Origin of the sequence: Rhizobium sp. RU36D (assembly GCF_900176345.1) — a bacterium.
Classification (GTDB): Bacteria; Pseudomonadota; Alphaproteobacteria; order Rhizobiales; family Rhizobiaceae; genus Allorhizobium.
The window spans coordinates 59,061-78,561 of sequence record NZ_FWXU01000020.1; the positions used below are offsets into that span (position 1 = coordinate 59,061).

The 19,501-nt window shown below is 61.4% G+C and carries 16 protein-coding genes and 1 pseudogene; 2 read left to right on the forward strand and 15 right to left on the reverse strand.

Going from position 1 to position 19,501, the window contains the following annotated elements:
* Window positions 1–30: 30 nt before the first annotated feature.
* The 4 genes from B9A97_RS21035 to ribH form a co-directional block, all read right to left on the reverse strand.
* Entirely contained in the window at window positions 31–2,169 is a 2,139-nt protein-coding gene (locus tag B9A97_RS21035) for a sodium-translocating pyrophosphatase (RefSeq protein ID WP_084367783.1), read from the reverse strand.
* Window positions 2,170–2,323: 154 nt separating this feature from the next.
* Window positions 2,324–3,547: an MFS transporter gene (locus B9A97_RS21040; protein ID WP_084367784.1), complete on the reverse strand. Its 1,224-nt coding sequence runs from the start codon at window positions 3,545–3,547 to the stop codon at window positions 2,324–2,326.
* A gap of 24 nt (window positions 3,548–3,571) precedes the next feature.
* Window positions 3,572–4,054 (reverse strand): transcription antitermination factor NusB, encoded by a 483-nt coding sequence (nusB, locus tag B9A97_RS21045; RefSeq protein ID WP_084367785.1) that lies wholly within the window; start codon window positions 4,052–4,054, stop codon window positions 3,572–3,574.
* A gap of 3 nt (window positions 4,055–4,057) precedes the next feature.
* A complete protein-coding gene (gene ribH, locus B9A97_RS21050) occupies window positions 4,058–4,516 on the reverse strand; it encodes a 6,7-dimethyl-8-ribityllumazine synthase (protein WP_084367786.1) in 459 nt (152 codons plus the stop codon).
* Window positions 4,517–4,849: 333 nt separating this feature from the next.
* Here ribH and B9A97_RS21060 point away from each other — a divergent pair, with 333 nt between their 5' ends.
* Window positions 4,850–5,749, forward strand: a complete 900-nt coding sequence (locus tag B9A97_RS21060) for an HU family DNA-binding protein (protein ID WP_084367788.1) — start codon at window positions 4,850–4,852, stop codon at window positions 5,747–5,749.
* A 69-nt stretch (window positions 5,750–5,818) separates the two neighbouring features.
* On the opposite strand, the gene B9A97_RS21065 is transcribed toward B9A97_RS21060, so the two are convergent.
* The 9 genes and pseudogenes from B9A97_RS21065 to B9A97_RS21105 all read right to left on the reverse strand — a co-directional run bounded on the left by B9A97_RS21065 (window position 5,819) and on the right by B9A97_RS21105 (window position 17,655).
* Entirely contained in the window at window positions 5,819–6,436 is a 618-nt protein-coding gene (locus B9A97_RS21065; protein ID WP_084367789.1) for a riboflavin synthase, read from the reverse strand.
* A complete protein-coding gene (locus B9A97_RS30415; RefSeq protein ID WP_348532419.1) occupies window positions 6,436–7,140 on the reverse strand; it encodes a RibD family protein in 705 nt (234 codons plus the stop codon). The genes B9A97_RS21065 and B9A97_RS30415 overlap by 1 nt, the downstream gene beginning before the upstream one ends.
* A gap of 3 nt (window positions 7,141–7,143) precedes the next feature.
* Window positions 7,144–8,061, reverse strand: a pseudogene (gene ribD / locus B9A97_RS21075) (bifunctional diaminohydroxyphosphoribosylaminopyrimidine deaminase/5-amino-6-(5-phosphoribosylamino)uracil reductase RibD); the annotation flags it as partial.
* 5 nt (window positions 8,062–8,066) lie between these two features.
* A complete protein-coding gene (gene nrdR / locus B9A97_RS21080; RefSeq protein ID WP_084367790.1) occupies window positions 8,067–8,546 on the reverse strand; it encodes a transcriptional regulator NrdR in 480 nt (159 codons plus the stop codon).
* A gap of 12 nt (window positions 8,547–8,558) precedes the next feature.
* Window positions 8,559–9,848: a serine hydroxymethyltransferase gene (gene glyA, locus B9A97_RS21085; protein WP_084367791.1), complete on the reverse strand. Its 1,290-nt coding sequence runs from the start codon at window positions 9,846–9,848 to the stop codon at window positions 8,559–8,561.
* A gap of 153 nt (window positions 9,849–10,001) precedes the next feature.
* Window positions 10,002–12,290, reverse strand: a complete 2,289-nt coding sequence (locus B9A97_RS21090) for a DUF3772 domain-containing protein (protein ID WP_084367792.1) — start codon at window positions 12,288–12,290, stop codon at window positions 10,002–10,004.
* Window positions 12,291–12,443: 153 nt separating this feature from the next.
* On the reverse strand, window positions 12,444–14,537 hold the full coding sequence (locus tag B9A97_RS21095) for a putative bifunctional diguanylate cyclase/phosphodiesterase (RefSeq protein WP_244564303.1): 2,094 nt from the start codon (window positions 14,535–14,537) through the stop codon (window positions 12,444–12,446).
* Window positions 14,538–14,717: 180 nt separating this feature from the next.
* A complete protein-coding gene (locus B9A97_RS21100; RefSeq protein ID WP_143530633.1) occupies window positions 14,718–16,052 on the reverse strand; it encodes an aminotransferase class I/II-fold pyridoxal phosphate-dependent enzyme in 1,335 nt (444 codons plus the stop codon).
* 286 nt (window positions 16,053–16,338) lie between these two features.
* Window positions 16,339–17,655 carry a L,D-transpeptidase family protein gene (locus B9A97_RS21105; protein WP_084367795.1) on the reverse strand — a complete coding sequence of 439 codons (1,317 nt, stop codon included), beginning with the start codon at window positions 17,653–17,655 and terminating at the stop codon, window positions 16,339–16,341.
* A gap of 408 nt (window positions 17,656–18,063) precedes the next feature.
* On the opposite strand from B9A97_RS21105, the gene B9A97_RS21110 reads away from it, so the two are divergent.
* Entirely contained in the window at window positions 18,064–18,297 is a 234-nt protein-coding gene (locus B9A97_RS21110) for a hypothetical protein (RefSeq protein ID WP_143530635.1), read from the forward strand.
* An 83-nt stretch (window positions 18,298–18,380) separates the two neighbouring features.
* Here the strand turns inward: B9A97_RS21110 and B9A97_RS21115 are convergent, their stop codons facing one another.
* The gene (locus B9A97_RS21115) at window positions 18,381–18,890 is read right to left on the reverse strand and encodes a transcriptional regulator LdtR (RefSeq protein ID WP_084367797.1); all 510 of its coding nucleotides are present in this window, start codon (window positions 18,888–18,890) and stop codon (window positions 18,381–18,383) included.
* Between the two features lie 127 nt (window positions 18,891–19,017).
* A complete protein-coding gene (locus B9A97_RS21120; RefSeq protein ID WP_084367798.1) occupies window positions 19,018–19,455 on the reverse strand; it encodes a DUF6163 family protein in 438 nt (145 codons plus the stop codon).
* Window positions 19,456–19,501 lie beyond the last annotated feature (46 nt).

Sequence of the window (19,501 nt, forward strand, 5' to 3'; positions counted from 1 at the left end):
GCGGGCCTTTCTTTTGCGTCGTAAACCTGATCAGTGCGCCAGCACGGCCAGCAGCAACAGGGCCACGATGTTGGTGATCTTGATGGCCGGGTTGACGGCCGGACCGGCCGTGTCCTTGTAGGGGTCACCGACGGTATCGCCCGTCACCGACGCCTTGTGGGCATCCGAGCCCTTCATGTGACGGGTGCCGTCCTTGTCGACGAAGCCATCCTCAAAGCTCTTCTTGGCATTGTCCCAGGCGCCCCCGCCTGAGGTCATGGAGATCGCCACGAAAAGGCCGTTGACGATCACGCCGAGCAGCGAGGCACCAAGAGCCGCGAAGGCGGACGCCTTGGAGCCGGAAATCACCAGCACGCCGAAATACACGACGAGGGGTGCGAGCACCGGCAGCAAGGACGGAATGATCATTTCGCGGATCGCCGCCTTGGTCAGCATATCCACGGCGCGACCATAGTCCGGCCGTTCGGTGCCCTGCATGATGCCAGGCTTTTCCTTGAACTGGCGGCGGACTTCTTCCACGATCGAACCGGCCGCACGGCCGACCGCCGTCATGGCAATGCCTCCGAAGAGGTAAGGGATGAGGCCGCCGAAGATCAGGCCGGCAACCACATAGGGGTTGGACAGGTCGAAATTGATTTCGCCGATACCTTCGAAATAGGGATATTGCGTCGCATTGGCGGCGAAATACCGGAGGTCATTGGCATAGGCGGCAAACAGCACGAGGGCGCCGAGACCGGCCGAGCCGATCGCATAGCCTTTGGTGACGGCCTTGGTGGTGTTTCCGACCGCGTCCAGCGCGTCGGTGGTCTTGCGGACTTCAGGGGGAAGTTCCGACATCTCGGCGATGCCGCCGGCATTGTCTGTTACCGGGCCGAAGGCGTCGAGCGCCACGATCATCCCGGCAAGACCAAGCATGGTGGTAACAGCGATGGCCGTGCCGAAAAGGCCGCCCAGCAGGTAGGTAAAGATGATCCCGCCGACGATGACGATGGCCGGCAGTGCGGTTGACTCCAGGGAAACAGCCAGACCCTGGATGACGTTGGTGCCATGTCCCGTTACGGAAGCCTGGGCAATGGAGTTCACCGGCCGCTTGTTGGTGCCGGTGTAGTATTCGGTGATCACGACGATCAGGGCGGTCACGACGAGGCCGAGCACGCCGCAGAAGAACAGGTTCTTGCCGGTGACCGCCTGGCCATCCACATCGCCGATCGAGCCCCAGCCGATGGTGAGCGAGGTTGCCGCGGCAAGTCCCAGGATCGACAGGATGCCGGTGACGATCAGCCCCTTGTACAGGGCGCCCATGATGGAGCCATTGGCGCCGAGCTTGACGAAGAAGGTGCCGATGATGGAGGTAATGATGCAGGCGCCGCAGATTGCGAGCGGATAGACCATCGTGACATCAAGGGTCGCCGAGCCTGCAAAGAAGATTGCGGCCAGGACCATCGTGGCGACGACCGACACCGCATAGGTTTCAAACAGGTCTGCCGCCATACCGGCGCAGTCGCCGACATTGTCCCCGACATTGTCTGCGATGGTTGCCGGGTTGCGCGGGTCGTCTTCCGGAATACCGGCTTCGACCTTGCCTACGAGGTCCCCGCCCACATCGGCGCCCTTGGTGAAGATGCCGCCACCCAGGCGGGCGAAGATGGAGATGAGCGACGCGCCGAAACCCAGCGCCACGAGCGCATCGATGACGACGCGCGAGCCGGTGGCGTGACCCATCAGGGATGTCAGGATGAAGTAGTAGATGGCGACGCCGAGAAGCGCCAGGCCAGCCACCAGCATGCCGGTGATCGCGCCCGACTTGAAGGCGATATCAAGACCGGCGGCAAGGCTCTGGGACGAGGCCTGCGCGGTGCGAACATTGGCGCGCACGGAGACGTGCATGCCGATGAAGCCAGCCGCTCCGGACAGGACGGCACCGATGAGGAAGCCGATGGCCGCAGTCCCCGACAAAAGCAGCCATGTTCCGATGAAGACCACGACGCCGACAATGGCGATGGTCATGTATTGCCGCGCAAGATAAGCCTGCGCGCCTTCGCGAATATAACCGGCGATTTCCTGCATGCGGGCATTGCCCTGGTCGGCGGCCAGCACCGACTGGGTCGCCCAGGCGGCATAGGCCACCGACAGCAAACCGCAAATAATAACGCCTACAATAACTGTCATTCCCGCATTCCTCCTTATCGCCCGCACGTCATGTACGGGACGCTAGTTCCCTTAGCGGGACTCGCCCCCTCCTGGGCTTATCCAACTCCCGGGCGAGATTGCGTTCATGATGTCGCGGCGTCAAGCCCCGCAATTCTCTTGATTTTTGCGGGTATCACGCAGCCTTCGGCAGGCTGGAGCGCATCTGCAGCATGAGCAGCAGCAGGCAGCCGATCGCAATCGGCCAAATCAGCATGTTCATCACGTCCCAGCCGAAGGCGTTGAAGACCTTGCCCGACGAGAAGGACGACAGGGCCACCGTGCCGAACAGGATGATGTCGTGGAAGCCCTGGACCTTGTTTGCCTCATGCGGCCGGTAGCTGGACGCGACGATTGCGGTGGCGCCGATGAAGCCGAAGTTCCAGCCGATGCCGAGCAGCACCAGCGCGCCCCAGAAGTTCCAGAGCTCGATGCCCATATGGGCCACGACCGCGCAGGCGAGGAAGATCACGAGCCCGGCCGCCACCACCTTTTCCGGCCCAAAGCGCGACACCAGCATGCCGGTGAAGAAGCTCGGCGCGAACATGGCGATAACGTGCCACTGGATGCCGAGTGTTGCCATGTCGGTGGAATAGCCGCAGCCGACGACCATGGCCAGCGGCGCGCCGGTCATGACGAAGGACATCAGCGCATAGGAGCCGACGCCGCAGATCATGCCGGTGGCAAACCGCTGCGTGGTGATGATGGCGAGCAGAGGCCGTGCCGCCTCACCGTTCACCCCAGTCTTGCCCGCCATCTGCGGAAGGCGGAGGAATGACAAGATGCCGATCGCGACTAGCATCAACGGGATCAGCGCAACGAAAGCCCCGGCAAAGGTGACGGGTGCGAAGGCATCCTTGAGCCAGATGGCAAGCTGGGGGCCGACAATGGCGGAGACGATGCCGCCCGCCAGAATCCAGGAAATCGCCTTGCCCTTGTAGAAGCTCGGCGATGCATCGGCGGCGGCGAAGCGGATCTTCTGGGTGAAGCCGCCGGAAAGGCCGATCATCATCAGGCCGATGGCAAACAGCCAGAAATTGGATTGAAACAGGGCGATGGTCGCGACCGCTCCACCTGCGGCACCCAGCAAGGCACCGATGATGAAACCTTCCCGGTTTCCAACGATCCGAGAAATCGCAGCCGCAACGATGGCGCCGAGCGCCACGCCGAGATTGAAGCCGGTGACCGGCGCGGTCGCGAGAGACTTGTCGGCGCCGAGCAACTGAAAGCCGGCAAGGCCGCCGATGGAAATGCTCAGCGGCGCGGCGGCCCCTAGGATCGCCTGTGCCGAGGTGAGAATGAAGACGTTGCGCTTGGCGCTTTTCAACTGGCCGTCGATGGCAAGGGTGTCATTGGTCATCTCGTGCCGGCTCCAGCCTTTGTCTTACTTCTTGGGCGCCGCCCTGACCTGCTTTGCGATCCGGTCCAGCACGGCATTGACCAGCTTGGGCTCTTCCTCACCGAAGAAGGCGTGGGCGATCTCGACATATTCCGTCACGATGACGGCCACCGGGACATCCTTGCGTTCCAAGAGTTCGAACGTACCGGCACGCAGGATGGCGCGCACCGTGCTGTCGATGCGCGACAGCATCCAATCGTCCTGCAACGCGCTGCTGATGATCGGGTCGATCTTCAGCTGATCGCGCACGACGCCGGCGACGATGGAGCGAAACCAGGAGGCATCGGCCTTCAGATAGGTGTCGCCGTCGATTTCCTGGCCCAGCCGATGGGTCTCGTATTCGGCGACCACTTCGAGCACGCCGGAACCGCCGATATCCATCTGGTAGAGCGCCTGCACGGCGGCAAGGCGCGCTGCGCCGCGCTGGTTGGCCGTCTTGACCACTGGCTTGTTGTCGTCCGCGGTCATGGATCAGCCCGCCAGCTTCTGCTTGAGCGCGATCATGGTCAGCGCGGCGCGCGCGGCAAAGCCGCCCTTGTCCTTGTCCGAACGGCGCACACGTGCCCAGGCCTGCTCGTCGTTTTCGACGGTGAGGATGCCGTTACCGATGGCGAGCGACTCGGAGACCGCAAGATCCATCAGGGCGCGCGAGGATTCGTTGGCGACGATGTCGAAATGATAGGTTTCGCCGCGGATGACCATGCCCAGCGCCACGAACCCGTCATAGGGCGTGCCGCCTTCGTCGGCGCCGTCAAGCGCCATGGCGATGGCCGCCGGGATTTCCAGCGCGCCTGGCACCGTCACGACGTCGAAAGTCGCGCCGGCTTCCTCGAGCGCCATGCGCGCACCTTCAAGAAGGGCGTCGGCCATGTCGTCATAAAAGCGTGCTTCGACAATCAGGAGATGCGGTGCGGATGTCTTCGAAGGCATGATCTGAGAACCCCAAATGCGCGCGGCAGCAAGGCGCGTCGGACAAAACGCGGTCAAACCACGCCGGATTGACCTTGGCAAGCTTTTTTAGGCCAGCCGACACAAAAGCAGCCATGCGACCCGCGGCCGCATCATCCAATTATGGCGGTCGGATGGAACCAAACGGGCGAAACCGTGTTCTTCGAGGGCTGCCGGATGGCAGCGACAGTGCAACAACGCAGGGGTCACCCCTGACAGGAGGACATCATGGGTCGCGGTATCTTGCTTTGGTTTCTTGGGGTTCCGATCCCGGTCATCATCCTCATCATGCTGTTCTGGCGATAGGTCGTCCATATGACGCTTCCAACATCTCAATCGACGGGCCTGATTCCCGTTGAATCCGCCGCCTCGGCCGTATCATGGGGACCCGTGATCGCCGGCGCAGTCGCAGCCGCATCGACCTCGGTCGTGCTGTTGCTGGTCGGCTCCGGACTGGGTCTGACCATGGTTTCCCCGTGGTCTGGACAGTCCAGCTCACTCGCGACGATCGGCGCTGCTGCGGCCGCGTTCCTGATCGTGGTGCAGTGGTTGTCGGCCGGCATCGGCGGCTATCTGACGGGGCGGCTTCGCACCCGCTGGGCCGGCCTCCGAACTGACGAAGTGTTTTTCCGCGATACCGCGCACGGCTTTCTGGCATGGGGCATCGGCACGCTTTTTGTGGCTGGCGTTCTTTCGTCTGCCGTATCGTCGGTCATCAATACCGGCGTCCAGGCGACCGCAACCGCTGCCGGTACTGGCGTTGCTGCGGCAACAGCCATGACTGAGAGTACGACGGAGAACTCAGGCTTTTCGCTCGACTATTTCACCGACTCGCTTCTGCGCCCTGCGGCCGCGACACCACCGGCAGAGGGCAATGACGAGCGCGTCACTGCAGAGGTGGGCCGCATCCTGGTGAACAGTGCGACCGCCGGCGAAATGCCCCAGGCCGATCGCACCTATCTGGCGCAAGTCGTCGCCACGCGCACCGGCCTGTCGCAAGCGGATGCCGAAGCGCGGGTCGATGCCACCCTCACCGCGATCAATGATGCGAAGGTCGCAGCACAACAGGCCGCCGACGATGCACGCCAGGCCGCCAGTGCCGCAGCTCTCGTCGGAGCCCTGTCGCTGGTGATCGGGGCCTTTATTTCCAGCGCCGCTGCCGCTTTCGGCGGACACCAGCGCGATGAGGAAGAAGACCTGATCGCTGTGCGATAACGCAGATCGTTCAAATAAAAATGCCGGCCCGAAATCATGGGCCGGCATTTTTTCTGGGTGACACGTCCATCACACCTTCGGCGCGGGAAACTCTGCCAGACGGGCCGCATAGCGCGCCATGGTATCGACTTCGAAGTTGACGAAATCGCCGGCCTTGCGACCGCCCCAGGTGGTCACTTCAAGCGTATGCCGGATCAGCAGGACATCGAAATCGCAACCTTCGACGGCATTGACCGTTAGAGAGGTACCATCAAGCGCGACCGAACCCTTCTGCGCGACGAAGCGGGCCAGATGCTCCGGCACCCGCAGGGTGTAACGCGTCGCATCGCCTTCGGACTTGACCGAGATGATCTCCGCCTTGCCATCGACATGCCCCGACACGATATGCCCGCCCAGCTCATCGCCGATCTTGAGCGAGCGTTCGAGGTTGATCGGCGTGCCGGCCGTCCAGGATCCAATCGTGGTCAGCCGCAGCGCCTCTTCCCAGGCTTCGACCTCAAACCAGCGCTGATTGCTTCCCTCTGCCGGCAAGGCCGTGACCGTGAGGCATACGCCTGAATGGGCGATCGACGCACCGATGTCGATGGTGGCGGGATCATAATGGGTCTGGACCCTCAGCTTCACCCCTTCCTTGAGCGGGGTGACGGCCTCGACCGTGCCGATATCGGTGACAATGCCAGTAAACATCAGAGGTCTCTTTCGAAATAATCGCAGCGATCGGGACCGTAGGTCTCGGATCGATAGTGTGTAAATCCGGCTGGTATATTGGTGCCGGTCACCGGGGATGCAATGCCCTGCGCGCCAATTTCCCCCGGACCGGTGAAGAGGATGATGCGGTCGACCAGACCCGCTGCCAGGAAGGCCTTGGCGACCGAAGCGCCTCCCTCGACCATCAAGGTGGAGATGTCACGGCTGGCGAGGGCTTCGAGAAACTCGCCAAGGCTACTGGCCTTGAGTACTTCGACCCCTGCGCTTTGCAGCACGGCTTGGCGGCGGGAGAAGTTGTCGAGAGTTTCGGTGTGCATACCCCCCTCTGTCCTGCCGGACATCTCCCCCTCAAGGGGGGAGATCGACCCGTGGCCCACGCTCGCCTTAAAAGAAAGGTTTGGACCGGCGTCATTGGGAGTTGCGGCGTGGATGCCCCCCTCTGTCCTGCCGGACATCTCCCCCACAAGGGGGGAGATCGACCCGTGGCCCACGCTCGCCTCAAAAGAAGGGTTTGAACCGGCTTCCTCGGGAGTTGCGGCTTGGATACCCCCCTCTGTCCTGCCGGACATCTCCCCCACATGGAGGGAGATCGACCCGTGGCCGACGCTCACCTCAAAAGAAAGGTTTGAACCGGCAACCTCAGGAGTTGCGGCGCGGATACCCCCCTCTGTCCTGCCGGACATCTCCCCCTCAAGGGGGGAGATCGACTCGCTGAGGCTGCCTGCCTCGACCAGCATTTCAGTGGTCGTTGAAGCGAGCGACATCGGCACGCTGATCTCCCCCCTTGAGGGGGAGATGTCCGGCAGGACAGAGGGGGGTACCTGGGTTAAAAGTTTAACCTGCGTCGAGGTATCCGTCACCACCACCACCGGCACCTCCCGCGCCGTCCTAACCAGTTTCGAAGTCAGCGGTAGTTCCAGTCGCCTATCCAGCACGATCCGAACCGGAGAACGAGCCTCCAACCCGGGTAACCGCACCGTCAGTTCAGGATCATCGGCAAGCGCGGTGCCGATGCCGATCAGGATGGCGTCTGTCTCGGCGCGCATCCGGTGCACCTGTTGACGGGCAGCCGGACCTGTTATGGCGACCTGACCCTCGCCCTTGCGGCCGATCATGCCATCGGAGGACACCGCCAGTTTCAAGGTGACATGGGCGCGATGCTTGATCTTGCGGGTGAGATAGCCGGCCAGCGCACGGCGGCCCTCGGTTTCCAGCAGCCCAGTTTCAACTGTGATGCCGGCATCGCGCAGGATTTGCAGTCCGCGCCCTGAAACCCGCTCATCCGGATCGATAACGCTGACGACCACGCGCGAAACGCCGGCGGCGATGAGAGCGTTGGCGCAGGGCGGCGTGCGGCCGTGATGGGAGCATGGCTCCAGAGTGACATAAACCGTTGCCCCCCTCGCCTGCTCGCCGGCCTCGGCCAGCGCCTCGGTTTCCGCATGGGGGCGACCACCCACGGCCGTGACGCCGCGCCCGACGACGATGCCGTCACGCACGATGATGCAGCCCACGGACGGATTGGTCGAGGTCTGCCCGAGATGGGTTAGCGAAAGCGCGATCGCTTCCGCCATGAAGGCCTCATCGCCCGGCATGGCGGACATAAGCGTCAGGACTCCGCGCCGCTGTCGCGGGAAATCTTGGCATTGATCTCGGCGATCACGTGCTCGAAATCCTCGGCATGGGAGAAGTCGCGATACACCGAGGCGTAGCGGACGAAGCCGACGTCATCCAGGCTCTTCAGCGCTTCGAGGACCTGCAGGCCGATTTCTTCCGATGAGATTTCCGTTTCGCCCGAGCTTTCCAGACGGCGGACGATGCCGGAGACAGCGCGCTCGATGCGGTCGCGATCCACAGGGCGCTTGCGCAGCGCAATCTCGAAGGATCGCACCAGCTTGTCCCGGGCGAAAGGAACCTTCCGCCCGGTTTTCTTGATCACCATGAGCTCGCGCAATTGCACGCGCTCGAAGGTCGTGAAGCGACCACCGCAATCGGGACAGATGCGCCGCCGGCGGATGGAGGTGTTATCCTCCGCCGGCCGGGAATCCTTGACCTGGGTATCGTCAGATCCACAGAAGGGGCAGCGCATCCGGCTTTCACCTTACATGTAGGGGTACATCGGGAAGCGTTCCGTCAGCTTCACCACCTTGTCGCGCACGCCCGCTTCAACGGCAGCATTGCCCTCGTCGGAATTGGCAACCTTCAGGCCATCAAGGACTTCGACGATCAGGTTGCCGATTTCCTTGAACTCGGCCTCCTTAAAGCCGCGGGTCGTGCCGGCCGGCGTGCCGAGGCGAACGCCAGACGTGACGAACGGCTTTTCGGGGTCGAAGGGAATACCGTTCTTGTTGCAGGTGATGTAGGCGCGGCCAAGGGCGGCTTCAGCCCGCTTGCCGGTCGCGTTTTTCTTGCGCAGGTCAACCAGCATCAGGTGGTTGTCGGTGCCGCCGGAAACGATATCAAGGTTATGGCTGATCAGCGTATCGGCCATCGCCTTGGCATTCTTGACGACCTGAGCCGCGTAGTCCTTGAACTCGGGCTTCAGCGCCTCGCCAAAGGCAACGGCCTTGGCGGCGATGACATGCATCAGCGGGCCGCCCTGGAGACCCGGGAAGACGGCCGAGTTGAACTTCTTCGCCAGATCCTCGTCATTGGTGAGGATCATGCCGCCGCGCGGGCCGCGGAGCGACTTGTGCGTCGTGGAGGTCGCGACATGGCAGTGCGGGAACGGCGACGGATGCTGGCCACCGGCAACGAGACCGGCGATATGGGCCATGTCGACCATGAGATAGGCGCCAACGCTGTCGGCGATCTCGCGGAAACGCTTCCAGTCCCAGATACGGGAATAGGCCGTGCCGCCGGCGATGATCAGCTTCGGCTTGTGCTGCTCGGCCTTCTTGGCAACTTCGTCCATGTCGAGCTGGTGGTCTTCCTCGCGCACGCCGTAGGAGACGACGTTGAACCACTTGCCGGACATGTTGACCGGCGAACCGTGGGTCAGGTGGCCACCCGAGTTCAGGTCGAGGCCCATGAAGGTGTCGCCCGGCTGCAGCAGCGCCAGGAACACGGCCTGGTTCATCTGCGAACCGGAATTCGGCTGAACGTTGGCGAAATTGACGCCGAATAGCTTCTTGGCGCGCTCGATGGCGAGCTCTTCCGCGATATCGACGAACTGGCAGCCGCCGTAATAGCGCTTGCCCGGATAGCCCTCGGCATACTTGTTGGTCATGATCGAGCCCTGGGCTTCGAGCACGGCGCGCGAGACGATGTTTTCAGATGCGATCAGTTCGATCTCGTGCCGTTGCCGACCGAGTTCCTTTTCGATCGCACCGAAAATGTCCGGATCGACTTCGGAAAGCGGGCGGGAGAAGAAAGCATCGGTGTTCGACATTAGCGGCTCCTGGACTGGAATGATGCGAGCAGCGTCTTACCGCCCCCTCGGGATGAGGGCAATATAGAGACGCGACATTTGCCCATCAAAGAACGGTGTGTCGCACCCCCAAGGCCATGTCAGGCCGCGCCATCATGTTTCCAGCGTCGCTTGCTAGATGCCCTCGCGCGCAAAACCTTCCGACACGGCATAGAGGATAGCCGAGCGGGTGGCGGCCGTCGTGGTGACGTCGCGGAGGAAGCAATGCAGTTCCAGATCAAGCGCCTTATCCGCCATGCGGATCAAGAGCACCTCTGGCGCGGGGTATGACAAGAGGTCGCTCCGCTCCTTGACAGCCTCCAGGAGAACACCCTTGGCCTTCTCGAGATTATCCCTTGACGGCAGCGTGATGGGAATGACCAGCCGGGCGGTGTGCGAGCTGAGGGTCATGTTCATGACGGTGCCGGCAATCAGCTGCGAATTCGGGATGATGACATCGTGCCGATCGAAGGTCTCGATCCGGGTGGAGCGCACAGCAATCTTGCGCACGATGCCGGAATGGCCCGATACCTCGATCCAGTCGCCTTCCTTGATCGGCCGCTCGATCAGGAGAATGATGCCGGAGACAAAGTTCGACACCACGGCCTGCATGCCGAAGCCGACGCCGACCGAGAGCGCACCGGCAATGATGGCGAGGTTGGACAGGTCGAGGCCCGCGGCCGATATCGCGATCAGCGCCGAGATTGTGACCCCGACATAGCCCAGCCCCGTCGAGATGGCATTGCGGCCACCGGCATCAATGCGGGTCTTGGGCAGCACGACGACCGCGACGACACGCTGCAGCCAGCGGGTCACGAACAGGCCGATGAGGAATACCAGCGCCAGGACGACGAAGACCTTGAACGAGATCCGCGTGCCACCGAGGTCAAAGCCGAGGCTTAGCAATCTCCACGTCTCGGACAGATCGGACAGACGGGCGCCCCAGATCAGCGCCAAGAGAGGCATGCAGGCCAAGGTGATGACAGCGGCAATCGCGATGGGCATCAGGGAGGAGGAAACCTTGTCCTCATCCTCGAAAAGCTGGATGGCCGACATGGTCGCGTGGTGCAGGATGTAGGCAAGGCCGAACAGGGCAAGCGAGGTGACGGTCGGCAGCAGCACCTGGCTTGCCAGCGGAACGTAGCCGATGGCGCCGCAGGCAAGCGCCAGAATAGCGGCCACCTGCATGGCCCGCGCGATCAACACGACGAAACCGCGGCTGATGACATGCTGGTCGTCGTCAGGCGCGACACCCTCATTCAGGCCGTCGGCAGCGAGCAGCACGCGCGACAAGCCAAACAGCACGAGGCTTCCAAGCACCACGATGAGGGCCGAGAGCACAGACTTGCCCCCCGGCGAAAACACGAAATCCGCCTGGGCGCCGGTCGCCAGCGCCTCCAGTCCGACAGCCAGGCCGAAGGCCAGGCTCAGCAGGTAGCTGTGTCGTGCCGCACTATCTGATAGAGCGACCAGGCGCATGCGGGCCTGGCGCGGCGAAAACAGGATATTGCCCAGCCAATTGGCCACAAGGAGCATGAAGGTCAGGACAAGAATGGAGCCACCGAGATGCTCCGTGGCACCCGTCGCGATATCGATCAGCAGATAGGCCGAGATGATGAGCGCCATGGCCGCCAGCGACAGCGTCAGTCGCAGCAGGTGGATGACAGTGACATTGATGACGTAGCGCCGCATCCGGGTTTCGCGACCCGCCCGCCGCTCCAGCCAGCGCAACAGCAGATGCCCGAGCACCAAAGGCCCCAGCAGGGTGGCCAGCAGAAGCGCCAGCCCGGGGATGAGGCGTTCCTCCATGTAGACGTCCACGCCACCCCTGAGACCGACCGTTCGACGGAATTCGAGCGCGATTTCCTCCGCGTAGCGATCAAAATCGGAAAAGGCAGCCAACCAGCTGGACGGCAGCAGCGGTGACGGCGACCGCATCAGCAAGTCCGTCGTCTCGCGTGACCTCACCAGGGCGTCGATCGTCTCGATCAACACGTTGGCGCGTGCCTGTGCCTGCCTTGCGGCAATAACAGGCGCTTCCGCAGCCGCAAGTTCATCCGTCAATTGCTTGCGCACAGCGGCAACCGGCTCCGGTTCCGTCTGGTCCTTGCCGGGCGGCGGCCCCAGCGCACCGATGCGGGCATTCAAGGAGCGCACCAGCACATTGCCGGAACCGATCATCGCTTCCGCTTCGGCGCGCTGTCCGGCCAGTTCCTGCCGCAGCAGCTCAAAGGCCGAGGTGGAGGCAAGACCGGTTTTCAACGCCTCTTCCGCCCGTGTCGCCGTCTGGTTCCAGACTGCAATCCGCTGATCGACCGAAGGCTGCTGCTGCGCGAAAACGCCAACGGGCAGCAGCAGGAAGAGCAGCGCTGCCACCAGCCGAAGAACGGGAAAACAAGCAGAAAAACGGTCCGCAGATATCATAGTCTACCCTGCATGCGTGTGAGGATGGCCCCTCATAACGCGATCACCGGGCTTTGCCTATCATCGACATGAGGCGGCGCGCTCATTCAGAGCCGCTTCCAGCGCCTGGGTTCTGTTCTCCGGCATGTCGTATTGCAACTCGCTAGGCCTGTTTTAGTGGCCACGCGGCTGGGCCACCTTTCCAGAGGTCAGGATGCGGGGTGTGGCAACATGCTGACGGACGAAGATCTCCAGGCTTTCAGCCGGCATGGGCTTGGCGAAGGCATAGCCCTGGAGAACATCGCAGCCGAGTTCGTTCAGGATGCGCGCCTGTTCCATGGTTTCGACCCCCTCGGCGACCACTTCGATGCCGAGCGACTTGCCCATGTCGATGATGGAGGAGACCAGGCGACGCTTTTCCGGCGAGGTCAGGATCGGTGCGACGAACTGGCGGTCGATCTTCAACCGCTTGGGGTTCAGCTTCAGCAGGCTGACGATCGAGGCATAGCCGGTGCCGAAATCGTCGATCTCGATCTCGATGCCAAGGGCCTTGAGACCTTCGATATTGTGCGCGATCGACTCCTCTGTCTCGTCGAGGAACACCGATTCGACCAGTTCAAACGCGAGTGAACCGGGCTTCAGATTGCGATTGGCGAGACTGTCCAGAAGCTCGCGATCCTTGAGGCGGCGGGCGGAGACGTTGACCGCAACCTTGGGGATGGCCAGACCCAGCGTTTCCCAGCGCGCGAAGTCGACAAGCGCGCGATCCATGATCATGCGGTCGATCTGATTGAGGACGTTCAGGTCCTCGGCGATCTTCAGGAACGAGAAGGGGCTGAGCACCCCCTTGGACGGATGGTTCCAGCGCACCAGCGCTTCCACACCGACGATATCGTGGCTCGCTGCGTCGAATTGCGGCTGATAGTGGGTGATGAACTCCTGCTGCTCGATGCCGCGCAGGATGTCATCGGCGATGCGCTTGTTGTTGATGATCTCGAGCTGCACTTCAGCCGAGAAGAACTCGCTGCTGCCGCGGCTGCGTTCCTTGGCGCGGTAAAGCGCAATATCGGAATTCACCAGCAGGCTCTTCGCATCGATCTGGGTGCCGGTGTCCACCGCGATGCCGATGCTTGCACCTAGGCGGCAGAGATGTCCCTGATACGGCACGGGCTGGCGGATCTTTTCGATCAGTTGCTCCGCCTTGTCGGACAGGGCTTCGGACTCGTGGGGCTCCAGCAGGGAGACGACGATAAACTCATCGCCACCGACGCGGGCGACGAAATCATCCTCGCCCACCGAGGACTTCAGCAGCCGCGCGACGTGGCTCAGCATCTCGTCACCGGCGACATGCCCGAGCGTATCGTTGATCTGCTTGAAGCGGTCGAGATCCACATGCAGCAAGGCCACGCCGCGCTTGCCGAGGCCACCGGACTGGCCGAGCTTGGAGAGATGCTGGTCCAGGTAGCGCCGGTTGGGCAGGCCGGTCAGGGCATCATGCAGCGCATTGTATTCGAGGCTCGCCTTGGTACGCTCCAGTTCTAGGTTGCGCGCTTCGGCCAGGTTCTTGGACCATTGCAGCGCCCGGTTCGTGATTTCCATGTTTTTCTGGGCGATGGTCAGTTCCGCCAGGGTGTGTTCGTGGCGGCTGATTTCCTTGATCAGTTCGGACTGGCTATCGACCACGCTGGAATAATAGACCGCCATGAAAAAAGCATAGGTCGTGGCGCTGAATGCCGAGATCATGCCGGCATAGACCATATTTTCCAGCGGGATATGAACCGGGAAGCTTTCGCCCGATAGCACATAGCCAAGAGTGAAAAGGCCGAGTCCAACCACCACCTGCGAAAACACCGCCAGCCGCGCGACCATCGAGGCGCCGAGATAGAAGAAGGCGAGGACCGGCATCAGGGAATACCAGATCAGGAAGGGGGAGCTGGCGCCACCGTAGTGGAAAGATCCCCAGAGCATCGCGAAGTTCAGGTTGAGGATCGAAATCAGCGCGAGCAGCGTGTAGTGGCGCGGGAATATCTTCAGCAGCGGCAGAAACAGCCAGAAGCCCATGATCGAGGCGCCAAGGATCGGCACATGCGGCCAGGGCGCGGGATCGAGGAAATATAGGCTCAACGGAATGGGGGCGCCGGTGATCGGGCCGAATGTATGGCTGATGATAAACATGCGGACACGCTTGCGCGTGTGCACATCATCTTTCAGCGGTCCTGGCGTCAGCCATTCAATCGCTGCATGTAGCCAGTTCATAAGGGTCATCATGAACCCCCCTTTCTGCATCCGAACCATTTTCGGCCAGAAAGCTTGTCAATTGGTAAATCGTGTCCTCCCCATTACCGCTGTGCCGCAGAAAGCCCAAAACGCGGCACAAATTATATCCCTTTGATTGAAAACGTAATTTCTGCAACGACCAATCGTTGCAGAAATGTAAATTCGACGACCTTAGACCGCCTGCACCACGCGCCCTGAGAGGGCACCGACATGCAAGGCACCCTCGCCCATGGCGTCCGACAGGGCCTTCACGACCTTGTCGACATCCTCATGGGTGTGGCCAGCCATCACCTGGAAGCGGAAGCGAGAATCTCCGCGCGGCACGGCCGGATACTCGACGAGATTGGCGATTGCGCCATAGCGCGGCAACAGACCGGAGACCAGGCGACCCAGCGCTTCCTGACCGACACGCACGGGCACGATGGCGGAGGGCTCGCCGAGGGTCTGCAGACCAGCCTCTCCCATGCGACGGCGAAGATAGAGGATGTTGTCCATTAGCCGCTCGCGCAACTGAGCGCCTTCCGGCGAGCGCACGATATCCACGGCGGCGCTGACGGTCGCGGCCTGCACCGGTGAGAGGGCATTGGAGAAGGTGTGGGTCGCGCTGAAATATTTGAGGTATTCGGCGGCCGCCCTGCCCTTCACCGCAACAAACCCGCCGTTTGAGGCGAAAGTCTTTGAAAAGCTGCCGATCAGCACGTCGGCGGCGTCCAGCATGCCGGCGGTTGCCAGATTGCCGAGGCCATCCCGACCCATGGCGCCGAAGTCATGGGCGCAGTCGACCAGCAGCGTTGCGCCATATTCATCGCAGAGCGCCCGCATGGTCTCGAAATCTGGCACATCCGAATGCATCGAGAACAGGCTTTCGGTGACGACCAGAATGCCCGCCTGCTTGTCCTTTTCCCGGATCTGCTTGAGGCGGCGGCCGAGACCATAGCAATTCAGGTGGCCGAACTGGTGCACATTGGGCGTCGCTGCACGTGCGCCTTCCTGCAGGCAGGAATGGGTCAGGACATCCATGACCACATGGTCATCGCGCCGCACGAAACCCTGCACGGAGGCAAAGCCGGCCGACCAACCGGTGGGGTAGAGCACCACCTCCTTGCCTTCCAGAAAATCGGAAAGCTTGCGCGCCAGAGCAAGGGAGTTGGCGGTGTTGCCGAGCAGGGCGCCGGACCCGGCGCTGTGCACGCCATAGGCCTTGATGGCCTCGATGGCCACGTCTTTGAGATGTGGATGGGAAGAAAGGCTCAGATAGTCCTGTGAGGCAAAATTTACGCCCTCCACCGCCTGTCCGCTATCCGTGCGCACGCTGCAATAGGTTTTTGGCGCGGACTCCGTTGAGCGCGCATAGGGCCACAATCCGTGGTGTCGCCGCAGATCCTGCCAGTCGAAGAAGCCGCCCGTTCGGGCCACGAGATCAGGGCCCACGGGCACCGTGTAATCCTTGAGGCTGCCTTCAAGCGCAGCCACGGGAATATCGTTATCGATCGAATGCTTATCCATTAAAATCTCCCGGAAATGCGGCCAGGCGTGAAAAACCATTAAATATTCGGATTATTTTTGGCACTATCACGCTTGCACCGCAAGCCGGGCCGCGGACAAAACCGCTTCGACCCCTAAAATCGACGATGGCGGAACTACGCATGGACGTGCCTTCCTCAATCATGGATTGCCGTCACCATACCCCTTTTCGCCGATCCTGTCGCCGGTTTTTGCTGAGCGGAGCCGGGAACGCAAAAGGCCGCCCCGGGGTCGGAGCGGCCTTTGATTGGCAGTCGGTTCCTGCGGATCAACGCGGCAGAAGGTCGTCGTCCACAGATCCGGAAATCGGCTCTATGCCGGCAGTGGTCTGCAGCGCCAACTGATTGTTGCCGTCAAGCTGGTAGATGTCATCGCGGAACTGAACGATGCGATCCGTCGCCGACCAGGCCGTGATGTAGACGATGTAGACCGGCACTTCCTCGGCAAGCTTGATCGGGTTGTTCTGGCGCGACGTGATGACCCGCTCGATTTCCTGGCGGTTCCAGCCCGGCGTTTCCTTCAACAACCACGTGACCAGGTCGCGCACGTTCTGCACGCGCATGCAGCCCGACGACTCGAAGCGCATAAGCTTGTTGAACAGGCCCTGCTGGGGCGTGTCGTGCATGTATTCGTTGTTGGGGTTGTGGAAGTTGATCTTGGTGGAGGACATGGCGTTGATCTTGCCGGGGTCCTGACGGAACATCAGGTTCGGCGCCTTCGGCGCATGCCAGTCCACCGTCTCGGGGGCCACTTCGTTGCCCTTGCCGTCGATCAGCCTGATATTGTTGCGCGCAAGGTAGGTCGGGTCCTTGCGCATCAGCGGCACGATGTCTTTTTCGACGATCGAGCGCGGCGCCGTCCAATACGGATTCAGGATAACTTCGTAGATCTTGGAGTTGATCGCATGCGTGGGGCGATCGATACGGCCGACAACCGCGGTGTTGCGCAGGGCCACGCGACCATTTTCGACGGCTTCGACATAAGCGGCCGGGATGTTGACCATGACATAACGGCGACCGAGATCCGTCGGTGTCTTCTGCAGGCGATCGTAATTGGTCGTCAACTGCATCAGGCGCACATCGGCACCAACATTCATGGCCTTCAGGGTGTATTCACCCATGACGCCATCCTGCGGCAGGCCATGACGTGCCTGGAATTTCTTGACGGCCGCATCGACATAGGAATCGAAGGCCGTGGACATGCCAGCGGATTGCGGCAGGTCGCCCGAGATCATCAGGCGCTGGCGAAGCTGCATGACAGCGGGATCGGTCGCGCCGAGCCGCAGCTTGACGGAGGGATTGACCTGCGGCCAGCCGCCTGCGGAGACGATCTGCTGGTAGTCGGCGATGGCCTGCTGCAGATAGACGACGTTGCTCGGGCTCAGGACCGGATTGTTCGAAGACACGGCTGCAGCGGTCCGCGATGCCTTGGCGTCGAACTGGTCATCCCAATTTCCGCGGCGCGGCGCATTGATGATGTCCTGGATGGCCGACTGTGCGGAAGCCTGGCCAGCCACCGCTGCGGCGCCGACACTGGCGGCTCCCAACAAAAGACCACGACGGGATAACGAAAGCTTGTCCGACATTTTCCAACCATCTTCCCTGCAAGACCCCGTCAAGGCTTAAGCCGACAAGGTTAACAAATGCTCGCGCAGCGGCGTTGAGGGCCTTCTGAGACGTCCCGCAACCACAGGCGGAACCGAGCATCAACACGACACTGGCGCTCCCATATCAATATGGCCAATTCGTGTCTCCCCAAATGCGCTCACAAAAGCGTGTGCGCACAGCACCGATAGGTGATCGCATCGGGGGCGAAGTCACCCGCCTTGGGATTTCGCTCGGCGAGACGGTTGAAGCCTAAAAAATACACGAGTCATTTCAACGCACAGAGGCCAGAATGCCGTTTTGAGGGCCAAAACTGGCCGAATGAAACTTTTCGGGTGCTCTGCCTCGCGGTATGCTTGCGCCTTAGAGGTGATTTGCGAGACTGGAAAATGATGCTGGAATTCTACGGAAACGGGAAATCCGCTCCTTCAAAGTTCGACATGTTCGTGCATCTGGATGGATCGACATCCTATTGCCGAACGGACCCTCCGAACAAGCAGTTGGTCCGGGTGATTGTCGAGCTCAACGGGACACGTATCAGTGTGCTGCAAAAGCACACGATCTACGGGCTGATCAGCAAGCACAAGATGTGTACCGTGGCCTTCTACGACTTCGAAAACTGACGGCGTGATCGGCCCAAGAGGCAGCGGGCGTAATATGGCCAGATGCCCTATTACGCCGCTATGTCGTGCCCGGTCGGTATGCGTCAGAGACGATACAGGATCTGATCGTTCCAGAAGCGGTCGAGACGCTGCAGCAACTTGTTCATTTCGGTGAACTCGTTGGTGCCGATGCCGCCGACCTTCTGGATCGAACCGATGTGGCGATCGTAGAGCTTGGCCACCGTCTCGGCGATTTCCTGGCCTTCCTTGGTCAGGCTGATGCGAACCGAGCGACGGTCGATGCGCGACCGCTGGTGGTTGATGAAGCCGAGATCGACGAGCTTCTTGACGTTGTAGGAAACGTTCGAGCCGAGGTAATAGCCGCGCGAGCGCAGTTCGCCGGCGGTCAGTTCGGAATTGCCGATGTTGAAGAGCAGCAGTGCCTGCACGGCATTGACGTCGCTGCGACCCTGGCGGTCGAACTCGTCCTTGATGACATCGAGAAGACGGCGATGCAGCCGCTCGACCAGATGCAGGGATTCCATGTAGAGAGAACGGATCGCATCTTCCTGCGGATCGACGACGGCCGGCTGCGGCTTGATTTTGGTGTTCATTGGTCTGCCTCACTGTTTGTCTGGCGGCTGTTGTTTCTTCCCGCCTTGAGACCGACCATATCCAATGCGCATAAAATTCTATTTAAAACGCAGGCTTAACAAGGGATTACCCGAGCCGGAGAGTGGATCAGGGTAAATCAACCCTTATCGTCTCATCGCGATGCCGCTTTTCCAGCCACAGCGCCAGGCGAAACAGCCCGTAGACGACGGCGATGAGGCCGTGCATGGGCATGACAAGGTTGTTGCTGCCGAACATATCTGACCAAAAACCATACATCAGGATCTGGGCCCCTGCCCCGATCATCCAGATCACAGGTCCCCACGAAGATGCCATCCACAGCCCGAGGGCGGCAACAGGAAAGACGACGGCAAGGCTGGAGGCCGCGGCCCGCCAAGGCAGGCTGAGCAGGTCAAAACGGCCCTGTCCGTGCAGGCTGAGGCCGACCAGCATCGCCCAATATTGCAGGCTGAACCAGAGGCAGGCCACGGCAACGACCCGCAGGAACACCACATAGAGGGTATAGGTGAGGCTCGTCTTGGGCGTGTTGAGAGAATCAGGATCCATGGCGCGAAGGATAGGGCCCGTTGACGACTGCGACCAGATGGCTCGT

Excerpts from the sequence above, each read along its gene's own strand:
- B9A97_RS21035 (WP_084367783.1), bottom strand. The coding sequence starts at position 2,169 with ATGACAGTTATTGTAGGCGTTATTATTTGCGGTTTGCTGTCGGTGGCC.
- B9A97_RS21040 (WP_084367784.1), bottom strand. The coding sequence starts at position 3,547 with ATGACCAATGACACCCTTGCCATCGACGGCCAGTTGAAAAGCGCCAAG.
- nusB (WP_084367785.1), bottom strand. The coding sequence starts at position 4,054 with ATGACCGCGGACGACAACAAGCCAGTGGTCAAGACGGCCAACCAGCGC.
- ribH (WP_084367786.1), bottom strand. The coding sequence starts at position 4,516 with ATGCCTTCGAAGACATCCGCACCGCATCTCCTGATTGTCGAAGCACGC.
- B9A97_RS21060 (WP_084367788.1), top strand. The coding sequence starts at position 4,850 with ATGACGCTTCCAACATCTCAATCGACGGGCCTGATTCCCGTTGAATCC.
- B9A97_RS21065 (WP_084367789.1), bottom strand. The coding sequence starts at position 6,436 with ATGTTTACTGGCATTGTCACCGATATCGGCACGGTCGAGGCCGTCACC.
- B9A97_RS30415 (WP_348532419.1), bottom strand. The coding sequence starts at position 7,140 with ATGTCCGGCAGGACAGAGGGGGGTATCCGCGCCGCAACTCCTGAGGTT.
- nrdR (WP_084367790.1), bottom strand. The coding sequence starts at position 8,546 with ATGCGCTGCCCCTTCTGTGGATCTGACGATACCCAGGTCAAGGATTCC.
- glyA (WP_084367791.1), bottom strand. The coding sequence starts at position 9,848 with ATGTCGAACACCGATGCTTTCTTCTCCCGCCCGCTTTCCGAAGTCGAT.
- B9A97_RS21090 (WP_084367792.1), bottom strand. The coding sequence starts at position 12,290 with ATGATATCTGCGGACCGTTTTTCTGCTTGTTTTCCCGTTCTTCGGCTG.
- B9A97_RS21095 (WP_244564303.1), bottom strand. The coding sequence starts at position 14,537 with ATGATGACCCTTATGAACTGGCTACATGCAGCGATTGAATGGCTGACG.
- B9A97_RS21100 (WP_143530633.1), bottom strand. The coding sequence starts at position 16,052 with ATGGATAAGCATTCGATCGATAACGATATTCCCGTGGCTGCGCTTGAA.
- B9A97_RS21105 (WP_084367795.1), bottom strand. The coding sequence starts at position 17,655 with ATGTCGGACAAGCTTTCGTTATCCCGTCGTGGTCTTTTGTTGGGAGCC.
- B9A97_RS21110 (WP_143530635.1), top strand. The coding sequence starts at position 18,064 with ATGATGCTGGAATTCTACGGAAACGGGAAATCCGCTCCTTCAAAGTTC.
- B9A97_RS21115 (WP_084367797.1), bottom strand. The coding sequence starts at position 18,890 with ATGAACACCAAAATCAAGCCGCAGCCGGCCGTCGTCGATCCGCAGGAA.
- B9A97_RS21120 (WP_084367798.1), bottom strand. The coding sequence starts at position 19,455 with ATGGATCCTGATTCTCTCAACACGCCCAAGACGAGCCTCACCTATACC.